Raw genomic sequence first — 18,780 nt, forward strand, 5'->3', positions numbered from 1 at the left:
CAGTAATTGCTACGTTATCCGTTGATTATCCTGCGACGCTCGCAAAGAATTTTTTGTAATCCGTCGTTGCAAGCACGGTTTCAAGCTGTGCGACCAGCGTACGCAGGCCGTGTTCATCTTCTTCGGTAAAACGGCCAAACGCCGTGCTATCTATATCCAGCACGCCGATAATCCGTTCGCCAACCGTGACAGGCAGCACAATTTCGGCGTTGCTGGCGGCATCACAGGCAATATGGCCGTCAAACGCATGAACATCATCAATACGTTGAACCTTATTCTGCGCTACCGCTGCGCCGCACACGCCGCGACCAACCGGAATCCGCACACAGGCGATTCGCCCCTGAAACGGCCCCAACACCAGCGTATCGCCTTCGAGGAGATAAAATCCCGCCCAGTTCACCTCGGTAAGACGTTCGAACAGTAGCGCGCTGGTATTCGCCAGCGTGGCCAGAAAGCTGGTTTCACCTGCCATTAACGACTGAAAATCGCGGTTTAATGCCGCGTATAGTTCTGTTTTGCTCATTATATAATCACTTCGTGGTCTTACTCCTAAACACAGGCTATTAAAATAAGCATTAAATGCGTTCTTGCTCAAGATTATTCCTGTCATGAGTTAAGATTACATTATTCTAACACTTTGATTCACGATACATGGCTCTGAACACCTCACACGTCACGCCAACAAAAAAGCTAACGATCAGGTCAATTAGCGAAGCGCTGCCGCGCAGCCACTACCAGCGCTGCCCTGAATGCGACATGCTGTTCAGCTTGCCGGAGATGAGCGCTCATCAAAGCGCTTATTGTCCTCGTTGCCAGGCCAAAATTCGCGATGGGCGCGACTGGTCGCTGACGCGGCTGACCGCGATGGCGGTAACCATGCTGCTATTGATGCCGTTTGCCTGGAGCGAACCGTTACTCCATATCTACCTGTTGGGCGTACGCATTGATGCCAATGTGATGCACGGCATCTGGCAAATGACGCAGCAGGGCGATCCGTTAACCGCCGCAATGGTGCTCTTTTGCGTGGTGGGCGCGCCGCTTATTCTGGTTTTTTCAATTGCTTACCTGTGGTTTGGCAGCCTCCTCGGCATGAATCTGCGTCCAGTCCTGCTGATGCTGGAAAAACTGAAAGAGTGGGTGATGCTGGACATCTATCTGGTCGGTATTGGCGTTGCCTCTATCAAAGTGCAGGACTATGCCTTTCTGCAGCCGGGCATCGGGCTTTTAGCGTTCGTCTCGTTGGTGGTTCTTAGCATTCTGACTATGATTCATCTGAATGTGGAGCAACTATGGGAACGATTTTATCCGCAGCGCCCTGCTCAACGTGCGGACGAAAGATTGCGCGTCTGTCTTGGCTGCCACTTTAGCGGCTATCCGGATGCGAAAGGACGCTGCCCGCGTTGTCATATTCCGCTACGGTTACGCAGAAAACAGAGCATACAGAAGTGTTGGGCGGCCTTGCTGGCGTCTATTGTCTTTTTGCTGCCGGCAAACCTGCTGCCTATCTCGGTAATCTACATTAATGGCGGGCGTCAGGAAGATACTATCCTGTCGGGCATTATGTCGCTTGCCAGCAGCAATATCGCCGTCGCCGCCGTCGTTTTTATCGCCAGTATTTTGGTGCCGTTTACCAAAGTCATCGTGATGTTTACGCTACTGTTGAGTATCCATTTTAAATGCCAACAGGGACTGCGGACGCGAATTCTGTTGCTGCGTCTGGTGACATGGATAGGCCGTTGGTCGATGCTGGATCTTTTCGTTATCTCGTTAACCATGTCTCTGATTAATCGCGATCAGATTCTGGCTTTTACTATGGGACCGGCTGCGTTTTATTTCGGCGCAGCGGTAATTTTGACTATTCTTGCAGTGGAATGGCTGGATAGCCGCTTACTTTGGGATGCACATGAGTCAGGAAACGCCCGCTTCGAAGACTGAAGCGCAAATTAAAACCAAACGCCGTATTTCACCTTTCTGGCTGCTACCGCTTATCGCGCTAATGATCGCGGGGTGGCTGGTATGGGATAGCTACCAGGATCGCGGCAATAGCGTGACTATCGATTTTATGTCGGCGGACGGTATCGTACCGGGCCGTACTCCCGTGCGTTATCAGGGAGTAGAAGTCGGCACCGTGGAAGATGTCAGTCTGAGCAAAGATCTGCGCAAAATTGAAGTTCGCGTCAGTATCAAATCAGATATGGAAGATGCGTTGCGCGAAGAGACGCAATTCTGGCTGGTGACGCCCAAAGCCTCGCTGGCGGGCGTTTCCGGCCTGGATGCGTTGGTCGGCGGGAATTACATCGGTATGATGCCAGGTAAAGGCAAGCCCAGAGATCATTTCGTCGCCCTGGATACACAGCCTAAATACCGGCTTAGCAACGGCGATCTGATGATTCATCTCCATGCGCCGGATCTCGGTTCGCTTAATAGCGGTTCACTGGTCTATTTCCGTAAAATCCCTGTCGGACGGGTGTATGACTATTCGATTAACCCTAACAAACAGGGCGTGACGATTGACGTTCTGATTGAGCGACGGTTTACCGATCTGGTGAAAAAAGGCAGCCGTTTCTGGAATGTCTCCGGCATTGACGCCGATCTAAGCCTGAGCGGCGCGAAGGTGAAACTGGAGAGCCTCGCAGCCCTGGTCAATGGCGCGATTGCGTTTGATTCGCCGGACAATTCCAAACCCGCCGCCCAGGATGACACGTTCGGCTTATATAAAGATTTAGCCCACAGCCAACGAGGGGTAATCGTTAAACTTGAGCTGCCCAGCGGAGACGGTCTGAAGGCGGAATCTACGCCGCTCATGTACCAGGGACTGGAGGTGGGTGAGCTTTCTAAACTGACGCTCAACCCTGGCGGTAAAGTCACCGGAGAGATGACCGTCGATCCCAGCGTTGTTCCGCTGATGCGGGAAAATACGCGTATTGAGTTACGCAATCCCAAACTGTCGCTGAGCGACGCGAATATCAGTTCGTTGTTAACCGGAAAAACCTTCGAGCTGGTGCCGGGCGACGGCGAACCGCGCAGTGAATTTGTGGTGGTGCCGGGTGAAAAGGCCCTGCTGCATGAGGCGAATGCCTTAACCCTGACGCTGACGGCCCCGGAAAGTTACGGTATCGAACCGGGCCAGCCGTTAATTTTACATGGCGTAAAAATTGGCCAGGTCATTGAGCGCAACTTATCCAGTAAAGGCGTGTCATTCATCGTCGCGATTGAACCGCAGCACCGGGATTTGGTACAGGGCGACAGTAAATTCGTGGTCAACAGCCGGGTGGATGTCAAAGTCGGCCTTGACGGCGTAGAGTTCCTCGGCGCCAGCGCCAGCGAGTGGATTGACGGCGGAATTCGTATTTTACCCGGTACGAGCGGGAAGATGAAATCCACCTACCCGCTCTATGCTAACCTGGAAAAAGCGCTGGAAAATAGTCTCAGTGACTTACCGACTACCACCCTGACGCTGACAGCCGAAACGTTGCCGGATGTCCAGGCAGGTTCCGTCGTGCTGTATCGAAAATTTGAAGTAGGCGAAGTCATCACCGTTCGCCCACGCGCCAATACCTTTGACATCGACCTGCATATTAAGCCGGAATATCGCCACCTGTTAACCAGCAATAGCGTGTTCTGGGCGGAAGGCGGCGCGAAGGTGCAACTTAACGGCAGCGGCCTAACGGTACAGGCCTCGCCACTCTCCCGCGCGCTGAAAGGGGCCATTAGTTTTGATAACCTGAGCGGCGCCAGCGCCAGTCGGCGCAAAGGCGATAAACGCATTCTTTATGCTTCAGAAACCTCCGCTCGCGCGGTAGGCGGACAAATTACGCTGCACGCGTTCGACGCCGGAAAATTGGCGGAAGGGATGCCCATTCGTTACCTCGGTATTGATATCGGCCAGATCCAGACGCTGGAATTGATCACCGCACGTAATGAAGTGCAGGCAAAAGCCGTACTTTATCCGGAGTATGTACAGACATTTGCCCGCGCCGGGACACGTTTTTCCGTTATTACGCCACAAATTTCCGCGGCGGGCGTCGAGCATCTGGATACGATTCTCCAGCCCTATATTAACGTTGAGCCAGGACGCGGCGCGGCACGGCGCGACTTTGAACTGCAGGAAGCCACGATTACCGACTCACGCTATCTGGATGGGTTAAGCATCGTCGTGGAGGCGCCAGAAGCAGGCTCGCTTAATATTGGTACCCCCGTCCTGTTTCGCGGTATCGAAGTGGGAACCGTCACCGGAATGTCCCTGGGGTCGCTCTCCGATCGCGTGATGATCACCTTGCGCATCAGTAAGCGTTACCAATATCTGGTGCGGAATAACTCCGTATTCTGGCTTGCCTCCGGCTATAGTCTCGACTTTGGTCTGACAGGCGGCGTGGTGAAAACGGGGACATTTAATCAATTCATCCGTGGCGGTATCGCCTTCGCTACTCCACCAGGTACGCCGCTGGCGCCAAAAGCGCAAGCCGGTAAGCATTTCCTGTTACAAGAGAGCGAACCGAAAGAGTGGCGTGAATGGGGTACCGCTCTGCCACGTTAAACACCCGGCTCCGGCGTACTCGCGCCGGAGCGTTTTATGCTACACTGCGCGCCTGTTTTTTTGCCGGCGATACACCTGTGGCTCAACACGCTGTCTATTTTCCTGACGCTTTTCTGACGCAAATGCGTGAAGCAATGCCTTCCACGCTCTCTTTTGATGAATTTATTTCGGCCTGCCAACGCCCGTTGCGCCGCAGTATACGCATCAATACGCTTAAAATATCCGTGGCTGATTTCCTTGCCCTAATCGCGCCCTACGGCTGGTCGCTCACGCCAATTCCGTGGTGTCATGAAGGATTCTGGATCGAGCGCGATGATGAAGAGGCATTGCCGCTTGGCAGTACCGCTGAGCATTTAAGCGGCCTGTTTTACATTCAGGAGGCCAGTTCGATGCTGCCGGTCGCGGCCCTGTTCGCCGATGATAATCATCCGCAGCGGGTCATGGATATGGCAGCGGCGCCTGGCTCCAAAACCACGCAGATCGCTGCCCGCATGGGGAACCGCGGCGCCATTCTGGCCAACGAATTTTCGGCCAGCCGCGTCAAAGTTCTGCACGCTAATATCAGCCGATGTGGAATCGCCAATACCGCACTGACGCATTTCGATGGCCGCGTATTTGGCGCTGCGTTACCGGAGATGTTTGACGCTATCCTGCTGGATGCGCCCTGCTCTGGCGAAGGCGTAGTACGTAAAGATCCTGATGCGCTAAAAAACTGGTCGCCAGAAAGCAATCTGGATATCGCGGCGACACAGCGGGAACTGCTCAACAGCGCTTTTCATGCTTTACGACCCGGCGGCACGCTGGTCTACTCCACCTGCACGTTAAATCGCCAGGAAAACGAAGAGGTCTGCCTCTGGCTGCAAGAGACCTACGCCGACGCCGTTGAATTTTTGCCGCTGGGTGATCTGTTTCCTGACGCTGACCGCGCCCTCACCCCGGAAGGCTTCCTGCACGTCTTCCCACAAATTTACGACTGCGAAGGATTCTTCGTCGCACGTCTGCGTAAAATGTCATCCCTTCCAGCCATGCCCGCGCCGGGGTATAAAGTGGGGACGTTTCCTTTTACCCCCCTCAAAGGCCGCGAAGCCTTACACGTTACCCAGGCGGCCAACGCCGTCGGACTGCTATGGGATGAAAATCTCCATCTTTGGCAGCGTGAAAAAGAGGTCTGGCTGTTCCCGGCAGAAATTGAATCACTGATCGGAAAAGTCCGTTTTTCCCGGCTCGGCATTAAGCTGGCCGAAAGTCATAATAAAGGCTATCGCTGGCAACATGAGGCGACGATAGCCCTTGCCTGCCCGACTCATGCTCACGCGTTCGAACTTTCTGTGCAAGAGGCGAAGGAGTGGTATCGCGGTCGGGATATTTATCCGCAAACACCCCCTGCCGCTGATGATGTCCTGGTGACGTTCCAGCATCAGCCGCTTGGTCTGGCAAAACGTATCGGCTCAAGAATAAAGAACAGTTACCCGCGTGAACTGGTGCGGGATGGCAAACTCTTTACTGGTAATAGCTAAAAGGCGCACAAAAAAACCGCACTTTTTGACTGGCGCTTTTGCGTACGTTGACTACGCTGAAAAATGGACGGCTAAACTGGTCGTACCACAATTAGCGTATTAACGGAGAGCACGATGATGAAAACCAGTGTGCGCATTGGCGCTTTTGAAATCGACGATGCCGAATTACATGGCGAATCGCCGGGGGAGCGAACGTTAACAATCCCCTGTAAATCCGATCCGGATTTATGTATGCAACTGGATGCCTGGGATGCCGAAACCAGCGTTCCCGCCATTCTCAACGGGGAACATTCCGTTTTGTTCCGTACTCATTACGATCCTAAATCTGATGCCTGGGTCATGCGTCTTGCCTGACTCAAAAAGAACCCGTCGCCAGGCGGGTTATTTATTCTTCCTTTTCTCATTTCCCCCCTGCGCTAACCTCTCCTACACTATCGTGTAAAGTAGTTAACATTGAGGATGTAATGTTCGCGCTGGTACTTTTTGTATGTTACCTGGATGGAGGATGCGAGGATATTGTCGTGGACATCTACGATACCGAGCAGCAATGTCTTTATTCGATGGACGATCAACGGATTCGCCATGGCGGCTGTTTTCCGGTAGAGGATTTTATCGATGGCTTCTGGCGGCCTGCGCAGCAATATAGCGATTTTTAACCCTGGGCGCTGATACCGCTATTGTATCCGCGCTAACGTCAATTGCCCGCCAAATACCGCGCCCGTATCAATATAGTGTACGTTGGCAAAATCCATGCGCCGGCGCAACGGCGTATGGCCAAACCAAAAATGATCGGCTCCGCTAATCCCACCGCGCTTATTTATGAGCCGTTCGCGGCTCCAGAGAACCTGATGTAAGTCGACCTTTTTTTGCCATTGATAGGTTGACGCTGGATAATCAGCATGAGCGATCACATGCGTGCTATGGCGGCAGCGAACTTCCAGTATCCAGGGCAGTCGCTGACAAAGGATAAAAAGCGCTTCAGCTTGCGCAGCGTGTTCAGCGGTCAGGCGGGTAAACCAGTCGCCACCATTCATCAACCACAGCGTCGACTGCGATGAGGCCCGCGCATCCAGCGCCATTTGTTCATGATTGCCGCGAACCGCCGTCATCCAGGACTCACGCAGTAAAGCCAGGCAACCCAGGCTGCCCGGGCCTCTATCAATGAGATCGCCCACAGAAACTAACAAGTCTTGTTGCGGATCAAATCGACACTCACGTAACCTTTTCATTAACATTGAAAAACAGCCGTGAATATCGCCAACCACCCAGACATGCCGCCAATTCTTTGCCTCTATTCGCTGATAAATCTCTTCAGGCCGCATCATGTTTTTCCTGTCGTTCATTATCCAGGACAGATATAAAAAGATAGCGTGTGCAGATTTTTTTGCTTAGTAAGCGTGCGCTGTTGTAAATAGCGAATTTCACCATTAGCGAGTAAATGCTTTGTTATCATCGCAATAAAATATAACTGGCTGCGCCAAGGGAGGGTTATCCCCTGGCGCAGCGAGCTACTCACTATCGCCTGTTCACCTTCAATACTCTTCCTCCTTAAAAACATATCGGAAACATAAACCACATCGCCTCAGCACACGATATAGCACACTCTTTAGCGGAGTGATCCTCAAGGCAAACCAGCGCCAATGCAGGTGTCGTTACCGTGGCGACCATCGCCCCCACAAACAGGCGCAGCACAATTTTTTTTAAAGGCGGCATAACCTCTCCTGACAGTTAACAGACCATTAATCCTTATCGAGACATCATCCGTGCGCGGGTATCATAAACTTAACAACACGCAGCGTTTCAAAAAAAGCTGTCTGGTTATACCGGCATTTAGAGTAATAACAATTATTTTAAGTTTTAAGTGTATCCATTTGATTTTTATATTAAAATAAATATGACGACGTTTTGTTAAAAGCGTCGCCATAAAAATGAATATATAGTTTCAGAAAATCTGCTATTAATTCATATGGTTAATAGCAGTATTGTATTTACTACCTTCAGGAGGCATTCTGAAGATACTTATTCGCAATATTTTCTATAGTTAACTGAAATTGTTGTGGCGTTGGCATCGTCCCCTTATTAAACAGCGGCGTAACCTCTTTCATAACGATTTTCTCAGCATACGCTTTAAAAGATACCTGCTGATTATGATTTATAAACATATGCGGATATTTAATACTCGCGGAAGCAATGAGGGGGACGACAAAAGGATTCGCCCCTGCCCCACCTGGAGTAAATACACCATTTTTTATCTCCCCAGGTAGCCCCGCATTCTGCGCAGCCTCTCCTATCTCTTTCAGAAAGGGGGTAATACTGACCCCTTTACTGATGAGTAATTTACAACAGTGATCTTTATTATTACTGTACACGGCTGATAATATGGCTTCGCATGTCTGACGAGCATAGGCCGGATCTTTACTCGCATTACCTTTGATATCCAAGCTATTGAGCTTTTGTAGCATAAAATCTTTAACAGTTTTACTGGTTAATACTGCCCTACCCTCAGAGGCGCTCCCACGATGAAAATGGGTAGTCGGTATGTCTGTTTGTTGATGCAGGCTAAAACGATCTGACAGACTCGTCGACAGGCTGATAAAGCTATTTCTAACGGCAGTAATACTTTTCGCAAAAATGTCCTTCTCCGTTGTTTTTTCTTTTACTGGTTCAACGTCACTTCTATGGATTCTGTAGTGCTGGGTGGATAGTGTTATGTTAGTCACGGTAGTTCTCCTTTTAGATAACTATGCATAGCTACACTTTGTTTATATTTCTTGCTTTCAAAAAATAGCCACCTTCTCCACAACCATTTTTACTCATTGATATTTATAAATTTTATTTTCCTGATGGATTTTGTTCTTCTGTCACTTAGCCTGTTTTTTTTCGGCGCAAGGTGATCGACTTTTATCGAGGAACATTTTTATCGGGACAATCCTGAACAGGTAAAACATCACTTCAATTCAACTGCTGCGTCACATAAAACATTCATGAATATTATTATTTATGCTGATGTTGTTACGATTTTGCCCCCATTCGCAGGCTGGCTACCAATTATCCTGCCAGCGAGTTAGCCGCTTTTTCAAAACCTATAAAGTCGCCACGCCAAACCTCTCCGTCACTGTAATCATTATCTAAACATCAATTAATTAACTGATTTTTATATATTATGACTTTTCATGACGTTCAGAAAAACTACAAATGAAATGGATTGACGCATCTATTAGTGGTCAAAAAAACGCGCTACGAGAAATAATCAGTAACAATTGCAACACTATTCCAATCATAACGTAAACTATATGATACCAGGCGATTATTATTGCTTTTAGGTAACATCTTTGTATGGCTGCTTTTAAGCAACGATACTCTAACACAACGTATAACATTATAACTTACAATAGGTTAACAAATGGAATTACAGCTTATGCTTAACCACTTTTTCGAGCGCGTCAGAAAGGATGCAAATTTCAACGCATTTCTAATCGATCTGGAATATAATAATATCGCTTATTACATCTATTTTGTTGCTACCGGCAATGTGAAAATTATCACTCATGCAGGCCACTTCATTTCTATTAAAAGCAATAGAAAGCTGATTAAAGTCAATTCAACACCAAATACGCAATTAATAAAATTGACTTCAGCTAAACACTTTTCGGGGGAGCATTCCTATGAAAAATACTGTACCGATCTGGCAACAGCAGGCGTTTTTAAATGGATTGTGGAATTAAACCAAAAAACTCGACAATACTGGTCGAAAGACAACCAATTATTATATATAGAAAATGCGGTCATGCCGCTTTAACAAGCCAGGGTAATAATAGCGTCAGTCGTGACATTCGGCGTGTTACGACTGCGGGTTATCCATTTGAGACCATAATGAGAGTCTGACTGCGAGAGTTATCCTGTGCAGTCCGACCGACGCAGCAACGTTTGACACGATACTCGACAACAGCATCTCCTGGTGCAGGAGAAATGATATTCAAAGCGATATCGACTAAAAGCTCAAAATATTTGCCTTCTATTTATATTCTATCTAATTAATACCCTCCAGGAAGTGTGGCATAATTGCAGAATCTGTCAGGATTCCGGGAGCATACCGGAGCGTAATCGAAAAAACATCTGGAGATGTATGAGCAAGGATGAAATCAGTTATCAAATTCTTTACCGGTACTCTCTGGAAAAGCTGTACAGTACTCTGACCAGAAGAGTAGATAACGTGTTGTCATTCGCCCTCATTTTTCTCGGGGTCGGCGTCACCATAAACGTCGGGAGTCCCTTTATTCTGGGGCCAGGCATTGTGGGTATCGCCATACTAAAAAGAGTACTCCGCTTCGGCACGCGATCAGCCCAGGCCGACCGGCAGTCCCGCGCCTGGCTGAAACTTTTTAATACTCAGCACCGCTTTCCTTCAGATAAAACACTGTTCCTTGCCTTCACATCGCTTGAGCAAGACGCGAGTGAAGTATGGTCCATGCTTATTGGTCCTGCCATCGTCATGACTGAGACCGCCCTCGGAAAAACGCCCATTGAGCCATTGACGGCGGGTGAAAAACTCTGTGCATTTTTGAGCGGCGCGACGAAATCCCAGCTAGCAGATCGCAATTGACCTGTCTTCTAAACGCCTGTGCCATACCACAGAGATTTAGTACAAAATTAATTAATGGAGTACTAACGCTGTCAGCAGGTTTCTCTGAGTGAAAGATTCGTATTATACGCACAGCCCAGTTTACAGTTTATATAACAGCGCTATATGTTTTTGTATCCGTACCATGCCGCCTACAAGCGGCTGTCTGAGTACCTCTAACCGTGCCAGGGGGTATTAGCTCAAATGTGAGCTGACATATCTATGGCACAGCGCCAAACCTAATCTGACTGTCCGCCCTGTGCCAGAAGCGGACGCTGAACATGGTGTGTACAGGCCAACAATACGATATATTTTAAAGCTACCTGATTGCAGCTTTCATAAGGCTATGGGTATTCAAATGTAGCAAAGCTATAAATCAGGCTTAATTAAATAATGCCTTTGCGAACCTACTTTAGGAAAGTCCGGTAGCGACATTTGAAGTATATAACCCTGTTTTTCATAAAAAGGGAGAGCCTGGAAGCTAAAGGTATCTACAAGTCCATGAACACAGCCTTTCCGCAAACCTTCTTTTTCGGCCATCGCCATAAGTTGACTCCCCAGACCGCGGCTCCTTGCAGATTCACTTACCCAAAGATAGTCGATGCAAAGCCACGGACCTTTTCTGTCAGCAATTAATCCGCCTACCATTTCGCCGCTTTCGTTTCTGCAGTAGACCCCAAGCTGCCCATTTTTACTAAAATCGACGAACTGAGCATTGTAGCTTCTTAATCCGGCTAATAGTTCTTCTTTATCAAATTCAGTAACTTGATGTGTAATTTGAATGTCCATACATATCCAATTGAACAAGTTTGCATTTGGAATATAACGTTATAAATAAGTTAATTAAATGTATCAATAGAAAGTTTATTTTTACTCCTGCGGGGCAGGTCACGTCCGCTACTCGCTTAAAGCAAACTGTCAGTTGGAGTCTGAGCTGGTACAATTAATGTGCCACTGGTTAGAAATCAGTAATACGATTTTATCAGGCTGATACTCTGGCCTGTCAGGATTTGAGGTATCCACCCGGTTTACCAGCCCACTGTATTTGGCACCAGTGGAACCCACTTCCCGATCCAGGATATCCAGTATCCACCGCCGAACCTCTTTCCCCAAAAGATATGAGCAACCTCAAGCGCCTTGTCTGGATGATGACCACGGTATGAAGTTTGATAACGCGTGGAATCAGGGCGTTTGGTACGCTCTCCGTTCAGCAACTGGACGCCCTTCTCCCCAGCCTTTCAGCGTTGAAGATTTGCCAGCGCTGGGTGAAGAGTGTAGGCGAATTATGAAAATCACTTCTGCCGTTTATACTTCGAAAAAGACGTTATCAGAAAGGTGGTTCGCAAGCGCGGAGTTATTAAACCTTTACTTAACGAAATACGGTTTAAGTTGCTTGAATTGCAGCAGAAAGAAAACGACGGCTTGCTGATGCTGGACAAATTAAGCAAGCATGGCATCAATGGACTGATACGCCGTCAATAAAAGGAAGGGTGCATGGACGATCCCGTCACATCACCAATCACAACAGAAGAGCACAAAACAACATTTCACAGTGTAAAGGATAAAACACGATGCCATTTTCAATCAAAAACATATGTTCAGGTCCAAAAGGACATTGCCCAGAAATCTCCAGCCCTATACAGGACAAGCCAGTACCGAGGAATTGCACACTGACCTCAACAACATGCGATATACAGAGCTATACAGTATTCAGCAGATGGTCCTGCAGTTATGAAATGCGCCCACCCGGTGCAGAAGAAAGAACCCCACGACTAAAATTCTCAGCGACGGAGCTCTCATGGCTATCTAAAACAATAGAAACAGAGAGGCGCAACACAAAAGAATGAGCCTGTCAGTAATTCTGTGTAAGTGCCCAGTTATTAAAGGTGATCGCTCAGGCGGTCACCGAACTCGATAATAAAACGGCTCATCGCCAGCCGCCAGTTCTGGATCGGCATACTCCATTTTTTGACGCATCCTTGATCGCCAGATAAATAACTTTTCGTACTGAGTCATCCGTCGGGAACACCTTGCGTTTCTTAATCGCGGCACGGATCACGCAGTTCAGGGATTAGATTGCGTTTGTGGTGTAGATGGCCTTGCGGATATCCGGCGGATAACTGAAGAGCGTATTGAGGTTTTCCCAGTGCGCACGCCAGCTTTTGCTGATTTGCGGATATTTATCGTCCCGGGCTTTCGCGAACGCATCCATCGCCATCAGTGCCGCCTCTTCGGTCGGGGCCTGAGGCCGCTGGTGGCGACTTTGTAGCCTTTCCAGGCTACGTATTTCAGACTGTTACGCACCATGTGGATACTGCACAGCTGGATATGGGGCTGCGGGAAGACGCTGTTTATCGCATCCGGGAAGCCCTTCAGACCATCCACACAGGCAATCAGGATGTCCTGAACGCCCCGGGTTTTCAGCTCCGTCAGCACGCTTAGCCAGAACTTTTCGCCTTCATTTTCGGCCAGCCACATACCCAGTAACTCTTTCTGGCCTTCGGTGTTGATACCCAGTGCCAGGAAGACGGCTTTGTTGATTACGCTGCCATTCTGACGGACTTTGACGACAATGCAGTCCATATAAACAATGGGGTACAGCGCATCCGGTTGCCGGTTTTGCCTCTCAGTGACCTGCTCTTTTACGGCGTCGGTGACTTTAGATATCAGCGAGGGTGACACATTGGCGTCGTACATCTCTTTGAAGGTGGCGACGATTTCGCGGGTAGTCATGCCTTTGGCGTAGAGGGATAAAATTTGGCTGTCCATCTGCGTAATGCGCGTCTGGTGCTTCTTAAGCAGCTGTGGTTCGAAGGTGTTTTCACGGTCACGCGGTGTGTTGAGTTCTATCTCGCCGTCATCGCACAACACCGTTTTGGACGAGTAGCCATTACGGGTGTTTGAGCCTGTTTTGGGCGCATTTTTCTCATAGCCGGGGTGGTCAGCCAGCTCCGCATTGAGCACCGTTTCGACGGTTAATTTCGTCAGCATACGGGAAAACGAATTGAGGTCGGCTTCGGTTTTAAGGCCTTTAGCCAGTTCAACCACAAGGGCTTTGAGTTTCTTTTCGTCCATAATTGCCTGTCTCCGTTACTGGAGTGAACATATCAAAAACAGGCAATTACACAATTTTACTTACAGTCTCAGTTCAGTCACATTATTGATGAGCGACTGTACGTTAAGCAAATCAAGACCGGGATGAAAATCGCTCTGCCACTTTCGCTCAACCTTCCTTCCATGGGTTTACGCCTCAGTACGGTGATTGAGCGTTGCCGCCTGGTAAGCCGTAGCGAATACCTTATCAGCGCTGGCATACGCAAAAACAGCCCGAACGGGAGTATTCATCCTGATAGCCTGACTAAAAAATTTGTTGCGGCACGAAAATTGACCGGAATAAATTTCAGTGAAAACCCACCGCCGTTTCACGAGATCCGCAGCTTATCCGGACGACTGTATAAAGACGCTTACGGCGAAGGGTTTGCTCAGAAACTCCTGGGACATACTTCAGAGAACACAACAAAAATATACCTTGATGGACGTGACGAAAAGGCATACATGATGCTCTGATTTTCTGTTTTAAAAATGTTAAATCAGGTTTTATCGTGGTATAAAGAAAAAAGACCGAATACAGAAATTCGGACGTATTTCGGGCCATTTTGCGTATAAATCCCCCGACCAAACAAACTCACTGCCCAATACATCACTCCCCTCTTCCATTGGGGGACTCTCGATGCCAAATACCCATGTAGACGAAGGCTTAATAGTGATGCCAACAAAAGCGATCGCGAAAAGTTGAACAGGTGGCTAGTTTCAGATTAAACACATTGGTTAGTCATCCTGAACAAGTAAAATCCGCCGCAACTGGCAACCATTCAATACTCGCACTATCGAACGATCGCCAGCTTGCCGCAGCCCGTTCTTGCATACGATGTGGCTGCGGTTCCATTACATCAGGAATGTGAAAATCGGGATAAACCTGCCACTTAACCTGAAGCAGGTCTTCATAGCGGGTGGTATACCGAGGCGAAAGCATTTCTCGCTTCATAGCCCACGGTTGCGGCATCCCCCCCCGGCGAAGTACAGCGTCCCCTTCCCGTCTTTTGCGTTAAGATGGTCCAGTACGTCCATCAGCTTCGCACTACCGGCGCGCGGCGCGTTATGTAAAATCACAGATTATCCTGCGATCGTGAAAATTCCCCCTGTCGCCGTCGGCGTATTAGCCGCCGGGGGGAGTAGCCAGGTACCTTTCCACGTCAGCCTGGAATGTGAGTCCGGCGCCGTATCCAGCCCCCGTCCAACCATTAGTGCCGCCAATATCGCAATGGGGTTTGTCGTTAATCAACCAACCGCCGTGGCGGTGGCTCGTCGCCTGGGGATAACCGCATCCGCAGGCGGTCTGTCGTGGCTACTGGACGCCCATTATGGCGACCCCGGCGTAGCTTCCGGAGTGGGAATTCGCATCTATAACGATGCCGGTACGCCGATTAATCTGTTGCCCGATCGTATCAGGACGGGCATCGGCAACGCCCGAGGCTGGTATGGCTATAAAGATTTAACCACACGGGTATCATCCGGTTCAGTAGAAATCTACAGCGGTGATTTTACTGCCTCACTTGAGGCGATCGGCGGACAAACAGTAACAGCAGGAAGCGTTAATGCGCAATTACAGGCATCGCGTCGTAGTGTGTCTGGCATCTATATTACGTTATAAACTGTTTTGCTCTGGTAACCCATTATGTTCTGCGGCTACGTAATGGGTTTTACAAGCTCTGGTGATGAATCTGACTCAGAACAAATTCTTCCAGGTAGCCGTACGGCCAGGAGAAGTAATTTAGAAGCGGATCACAATTTTGTTAATTGATTATATTTTATCCCAAATGGCGCCAGTATTAAGGTCGCCATATAAAAACATTCTATTACAACGAGTTATCTCCTCCTGCCTCCGCCCCGGCGCAAAGCTATAGTTTTTTCTATCTCCTTGTGAAACAAACAATTATTCTTGCTATGGCGCTGATTAACAATCGTTCGCGGGCAACGTACATTCAGCGAGTTTCAGAGCTTCCTGACGGAATTCAGCCGGTGCTGTTTCTGGGGCTTCTTACTGGTTGATACAGATCCTGCCTCTTACTTGAGAATTTACTCATTTAGCCGTATGTCCATTATGGGTGGATAAGATCATTTATCATCGTAAGGGTTGAAAGCGATAAGTTAAACTTGTCCGGGCTCAACAAGGGACCCGACTAATGGTGAGCTCTTCATCTTCAAGGCGTTTTATGCCTTCCAGCAAGAATAGACATTAAATCGACAACTGCTGCCAGGTCTTACAGGCGCAGTGGACAATCGTGTGGTAACAGCCTGAGTCATTTATTATTTTTCTCATTCAGCATAACTGCGTCTTCTGATAGAGAAATTTTTATCTAAACATATAAAAAACACAGTGAAGAAAACGCTACTTTTTTCTAGCTAAAAAGCTAAATTAATTTTTTTACGGAGAGGATCTTATGCGCAAGGTGTCGATATCTATATTATTCATGCTAGTTTCACTGACTTGGGGGACTACATGGTTGGCCATGCGAATTGCCGTTGAAACTATCCCTCCAGTGTTTGCAACCGGAATGAGGTTTATGTTTGCAGCACCTTTTTTAATCATCATTGCATGGTTAAGAAAAAAAACACTGTTGTTTCCTCCCGGACAACGATTATTCCAGTTTGTGATATGCATCTTTTATTTTTGCATTCCTTTCTCACTAATGATTTATGGTGAAACCTATGTCAACTCTGGGCTTGCCGCCATTATCTTTGCGAATATGCCTGTGGCCGTTTTGATAGCATCGGTTTTGTTTCTAAATGAAAAAGCGAAACTAATGCAGATCGCGGGCTTAACTATCGCAATCACTGCATTGACGGGGATACTTCTTGAAGAAACGAATACAAGTACAGAGAGTCACTGGCAGGGTATCACTGCGCTTATTTCTGCTGTGTTAATCCATGCCATAATATATACACAATGTAAGAAAAGAAGTTGTACTGTCTCTGTTATCACATTTAATGCGCTCCCGTGCCTTTTAGCTGGGTTGATACTTTCTGCGACAGGATGGTTTTTTGAAAGACCACAAGTATCAACCTTCTCAGTACACTCAATATTAGCTACCCTGTATCTCGGGGCTTTTGCCGGAGTTTTTGGTATCCTGTGCTACTTTGCGCTTCAGCAAAAGGCTAATGCCTTCCAGGCTTCGCTTGTATTTCTTATCTTTCCGCTGATTGCGGTAAGTCTGGAAGACTATATTTATGGATATGCTATTTCAACACACTCAATGCTGCTTATTATACCATTAGTTATCGGGATATTTCTTACTCTTGTCGCCAGAAATATCCCTGTAACCAGCAGATGCCGGGATAACTCATCACAGAAATAATCGATTTATAATAACGCAAATAATTCCTGATGCCTTACTGAGCTCCGGCTAATGCGGGGTGGATAAGCTGGAATACAGACCCGGTAATACACAGCGATTATATTAACAAGCAATGTAATAAAGGAGTTTTTTATGTTCATGTTTCTGCCATTCTTGCTTGCACTGAGCGTGGCAATGGGGGCCATAAACAGAAAGGATAAAGTCAGCTACATTCTGTGGGCCGTTTTACTCATCGTCACTATTTTATCATTCATTCATCATATGACCAATTCGCTGACTTTGTCATTTTAAGGAGTGTGTATGAAAACGCATCATCATCCAACAACACTTGTTCATCTGATTAATCAGGTGGGACTCCTTGGGATATGCGTTGCTCTGGTTGTAGCCTTTTATTATCAACTCGTTAGGCATGAACTGCCTTGTCCAATTTGCTTATTACAGCGGGCTGGCCTCATCATCGCCGGTTTTGGCTTTTTATTTAACCTCTGCTTTGGTCTACGAGGTATACATTACGGGATGGTAATTATTGGCAGTATCCTGACCGGAGTTATGGCATCCCGGCAAATATGTTTGCATATCATGCCCGGTGACACAGGATATGGTTCTGCATTTTTTGGATTACACTTTTATACTTGGACTCTGATTACGTCAATTCTGATTATTATTGCTGTTGCGGTAATTCTGGCAATCAGTAGCATGAATGTTGCATTTCGTTCATTGAATATTAATCCGGACCTGTTCAGTATTGTCGGTTGGGTATTTCTGTTACTGATTACTGCCAACCTTATTTCAACTGTACTGGAATGTGGCGGAGGGGAATGTGCTGCTAACCCGGTCACATATAAGCTACTGTCGAAACAGGATATTGCCTTTCTGAAAACAGGCCTCCTGACGAGGACAGTTCTCCGGTTATGACGCACTTTTAAAATGACTGATTGGTAAATATATAGCAAGCACCTGTCTTGTAGAAATTGGAATGGTTATGGGCTAACACGGAAGTTACAGTAACATTGAAATGGTGCAATAACAGGAATCAAACTTACAACCTTCGCATTACGAATTAGTAGAATCACATTTAACTAACTGTTTCAAATACACATTTCCGCATTCACATTGCTCAACTCAATGGCACATGATGTTAGAAATAGAATGATGCTTCACCATGTTTGACACAAAAATGGCACACCCTATAAAGCATCCACAGCACATATTTGGGTGGCACGCACCGTGGAAATACTGCATTACCCTAACACAGGGAATTTTCTGTACAGCGTCGACAGCCCCGCATCATAAATAATCGCTACCTGCTGTCGCGGTACTCCTGCCCTAATAAGGCACCCTGCCTGCGCCCATTGCTCCGGCGTCAGTTTTGGCCTACGGCCACCAATGTAGTGGCACTGTAGTGGCACACTGGGTACTGAAGCAATGACCACAACTGGCGCTTGATGCTATCAGCCAGATAACCTTCCAGATGGATAACAAACATAGCAGCTATCCTGTCTGTATCGGAATTGTAAAACCAGACGTTGACCATCTTCATCAAGGTTAAAGGAACAAAGAGCTCTGAATCGCCACAGGTTTAACAGACACCTCAGAGTCATTTAAGATGACTTAAAGAGAGGTGCCCATGAGCGGTAAGCGTTATCCCGAAGAGTTTAAAATTGAAGCGGTCAAACAGGTTGTTGATCG

General features: G+C 47.7%; 18 protein-coding genes and 5 pseudogenes. 14 read left to right on the forward strand and 9 right to left on the reverse strand.

What is annotated here, in order from left to right; genetic code table 11:
- Positions 1-25: 25 nt before the first annotated feature.
- Positions 26-523: a GAF domain-containing protein gene (locus J4728_RS20590; RefSeq protein WP_001518229.1), complete on the reverse strand. Its 498-nt coding sequence runs from the start codon at positions 521-523 to the stop codon at positions 26-28.
- Positions 524-651: 128 nt separating this feature from the next.
- Between J4728_RS20590 and yebS the strand changes: the two genes are divergently transcribed.
- The 5 genes from yebS to J4728_RS20615 all read left to right on the forward strand — a co-directional run bounded on the left by yebS (position 652) and on the right by J4728_RS20615 (position 6,710).
- Positions 652-1,935 carry a membrane integrity lipid transport subunit YebS gene (gene yebS, locus J4728_RS20595; protein ID WP_001207294.1) on the forward strand — a complete coding sequence of 428 codons (1,284 nt, stop codon included), beginning with the start codon at positions 652-654 and terminating at the stop codon, positions 1,933-1,935.
- On the forward strand, positions 1,904-4,537 hold the full coding sequence (locus J4728_RS20600; protein ID WP_001535256.1) for a PqiB family protein: 2,634 nt from the start codon (positions 1,904-1,906) through the stop codon (positions 4,535-4,537). Before yebS ends, J4728_RS20600 begins: the two co-directional genes overlap by 32 nt.
- 77 nt (positions 4,538-4,614) lie before the next feature.
- Entirely contained in the window at positions 4,615-6,054 is a 1,440-nt protein-coding gene (gene rsmF / locus J4728_RS20605) for a 16S rRNA (cytosine(1407)-C(5))-methyltransferase RsmF (RefSeq protein WP_024148269.1), read from the forward strand.
- 117 nt (positions 6,055-6,171) lie between these two features.
- Positions 6,172-6,408 (forward strand): YebV family protein, encoded by a 237-nt coding sequence (locus tag J4728_RS20610; RefSeq protein WP_024131108.1) that lies wholly within the window; start codon positions 6,172-6,174, stop codon positions 6,406-6,408.
- Positions 6,409-6,518: 110 nt separating this feature from the next.
- The gene (locus J4728_RS20615) at positions 6,519-6,710 is read left to right on the forward strand and encodes a YebW family protein (protein ID WP_000457838.1); all 192 of its coding nucleotides are present in this window, start codon (positions 6,519-6,521) and stop codon (positions 6,708-6,710) included.
- Between the two features lie 18 nt (positions 6,711-6,728).
- Here the strand turns inward: J4728_RS20615 and pphA are convergent, their stop codons facing one another.
- From pphA to sopE2, 4 genes are all read right to left on the reverse strand, one after another.
- Positions 6,729-7,379 carry a protein-serine/threonine phosphatase gene (gene pphA, locus J4728_RS20620; protein ID WP_208212358.1) on the reverse strand — a complete coding sequence of 217 codons (651 nt, stop codon included), beginning with the start codon at positions 7,377-7,379 and terminating at the stop codon, positions 6,729-6,731.
- Positions 7,380-7,396: 17 nt separating this feature from the next.
- On the reverse strand, positions 7,397-7,612 hold the full coding sequence (locus J4728_RS24195) for a hypothetical protein (RefSeq protein WP_001574231.1): 216 nt from the start codon (positions 7,610-7,612) through the stop codon (positions 7,397-7,399).
- Entirely contained in the window at positions 7,603-7,767 is a 165-nt protein-coding gene (locus J4728_RS20625; RefSeq protein ID WP_001134856.1) for a membrane protein, read from the reverse strand. The genes J4728_RS24195 and J4728_RS20625 overlap by 10 nt, the downstream gene beginning before the upstream one ends.
- Positions 7,768-8,051: 284 nt before the next feature.
- Positions 8,052-8,774: an SPI-1 type III secretion system guanine nucleotide exchange factor SopE2 gene (gene sopE2 / locus J4728_RS20630; protein ID WP_023240423.1), complete on the reverse strand. Its 723-nt coding sequence runs from the start codon at positions 8,772-8,774 to the stop codon at positions 8,052-8,054.
- Positions 8,775-9,457: 683 nt separating this feature from the next.
- On the opposite strand from sopE2, the gene J4728_RS20635 reads away from it, so the two are divergent.
- Both J4728_RS20635 and J4728_RS20640 read left to right on the forward strand, forming a co-directional pair.
- Positions 9,458-9,853: a DUF1398 domain-containing protein gene (locus tag J4728_RS20635; protein WP_000422886.1), complete on the forward strand. Its 396-nt coding sequence runs from the start codon at positions 9,458-9,460 to the stop codon at positions 9,851-9,853.
- A gap of 327 nt (positions 9,854-10,180) precedes the next feature.
- Entirely contained in the window at positions 10,181-10,657 is a 477-nt protein-coding gene (locus tag J4728_RS20640) for a hypothetical protein (protein ID WP_000030942.1), read from the forward strand.
- 387 nt (positions 10,658-11,044) lie between these two features.
- Here J4728_RS20640 and J4728_RS20645 read toward each other — a convergent pair whose 3' ends face one another.
- Positions 11,045-11,464 (reverse strand): GNAT family N-acetyltransferase, encoded by a 420-nt coding sequence (locus J4728_RS20645; RefSeq protein ID WP_000354402.1) that lies wholly within the window; start codon positions 11,462-11,464, stop codon positions 11,045-11,047.
- Positions 11,465-11,834: 370 nt separating this feature from the next.
- Between J4728_RS20645 and J4728_RS20650 the strand changes: the two genes are divergently transcribed.
- Together J4728_RS20650 and J4728_RS20655 are read left to right on the forward strand one after the other, a co-directional pair.
- Positions 11,835-12,104, forward strand: a complete 270-nt coding sequence (locus J4728_RS20650; protein WP_011233024.1) for a hypothetical protein — start codon at positions 11,835-11,837, stop codon at positions 12,102-12,104.
- 165 nt (positions 12,105-12,269) lie between these two features.
- Positions 12,270-12,410, forward strand: coding sequence for a hypothetical protein (locus J4728_RS20655; protein WP_001617922.1), 141 nt, complete (start codon positions 12,270-12,272; stop codon positions 12,408-12,410).
- Positions 12,411-12,555: 145 nt separating this feature from the next.
- On the opposite strand, the pseudogene J4728_RS20660 reads toward J4728_RS20655, so the two are convergent.
- Positions 12,556-13,750, reverse strand: a pseudogene (locus J4728_RS20660) (IS256 family transposase).
- 69 nt (positions 13,751-13,819) lie between these two features.
- Between J4728_RS20660 and J4728_RS20665 the strand changes: the two are divergent.
- A pseudogene (locus J4728_RS20665) lies at positions 13,820-14,242 on the forward strand (tyrosine-type recombinase/integrase); the annotation flags it as partial.
- A gap of 415 nt (positions 14,243-14,657) precedes the next feature.
- On the opposite strand, the pseudogene J4728_RS24200 reads toward J4728_RS20665, so the two are convergent.
- Positions 14,658-14,833 (reverse strand): annotated as a pseudogene (locus J4728_RS24200) (DUF4113 domain-containing protein); the annotation flags it as partial.
- Here J4728_RS24200 and J4728_RS20675 point away from each other — a divergent pair.
- The 4 genes and pseudogenes from J4728_RS20675 to J4728_RS20690 all read left to right on the forward strand — a co-directional run.
- Positions 14,820-15,386, forward strand: a pseudogene (locus J4728_RS20675) (fimbrial protein); the annotation flags it as partial. The pseudogenes J4728_RS24200 and J4728_RS20675 sit on opposite strands and share 14 nt — an antisense overlap.
- A gap of 790 nt (positions 15,387-16,176) precedes the next feature.
- Complete coding sequence (locus J4728_RS20680) at positions 16,177-17,091, forward strand: DMT family transporter (protein WP_001233445.1); 915 nt, start codon at positions 16,177-16,179, stop codon at positions 17,089-17,091.
- Positions 17,092-17,223: 132 nt separating this feature from the next.
- Positions 17,224-17,382, forward strand: coding sequence for a DUF5993 family protein (locus J4728_RS20685; protein ID WP_000480735.1), 159 nt, complete (start codon positions 17,224-17,226; stop codon positions 17,380-17,382).
- 9 nt (positions 17,383-17,391) lie between these two features.
- The gene (locus J4728_RS20690; protein ID WP_017466152.1) at positions 17,392-18,006 is read left to right on the forward strand and encodes a disulfide bond formation protein B; all 615 of its coding nucleotides are present in this window, start codon (positions 17,392-17,394) and stop codon (positions 18,004-18,006) included.
- 326 nt (positions 18,007-18,332) lie between these two features.
- Here the strand turns inward: J4728_RS20690 and J4728_RS24335 are convergent.
- Positions 18,333-18,479: pseudogene (locus tag J4728_RS24335) on the reverse strand (helix-turn-helix domain-containing protein); the annotation flags it as partial.
- Positions 18,480-18,780 lie beyond the last annotated feature (301 nt).

The sequence above is a fragment of the Salmonella sp. 32070601201500089SM genome, from assembly GCF_017573605.1.
GTDB classification, from domain to species: Bacteria; Pseudomonadota; Gammaproteobacteria; order Enterobacterales; family Enterobacteriaceae; genus Salmonella; species Salmonella enterica.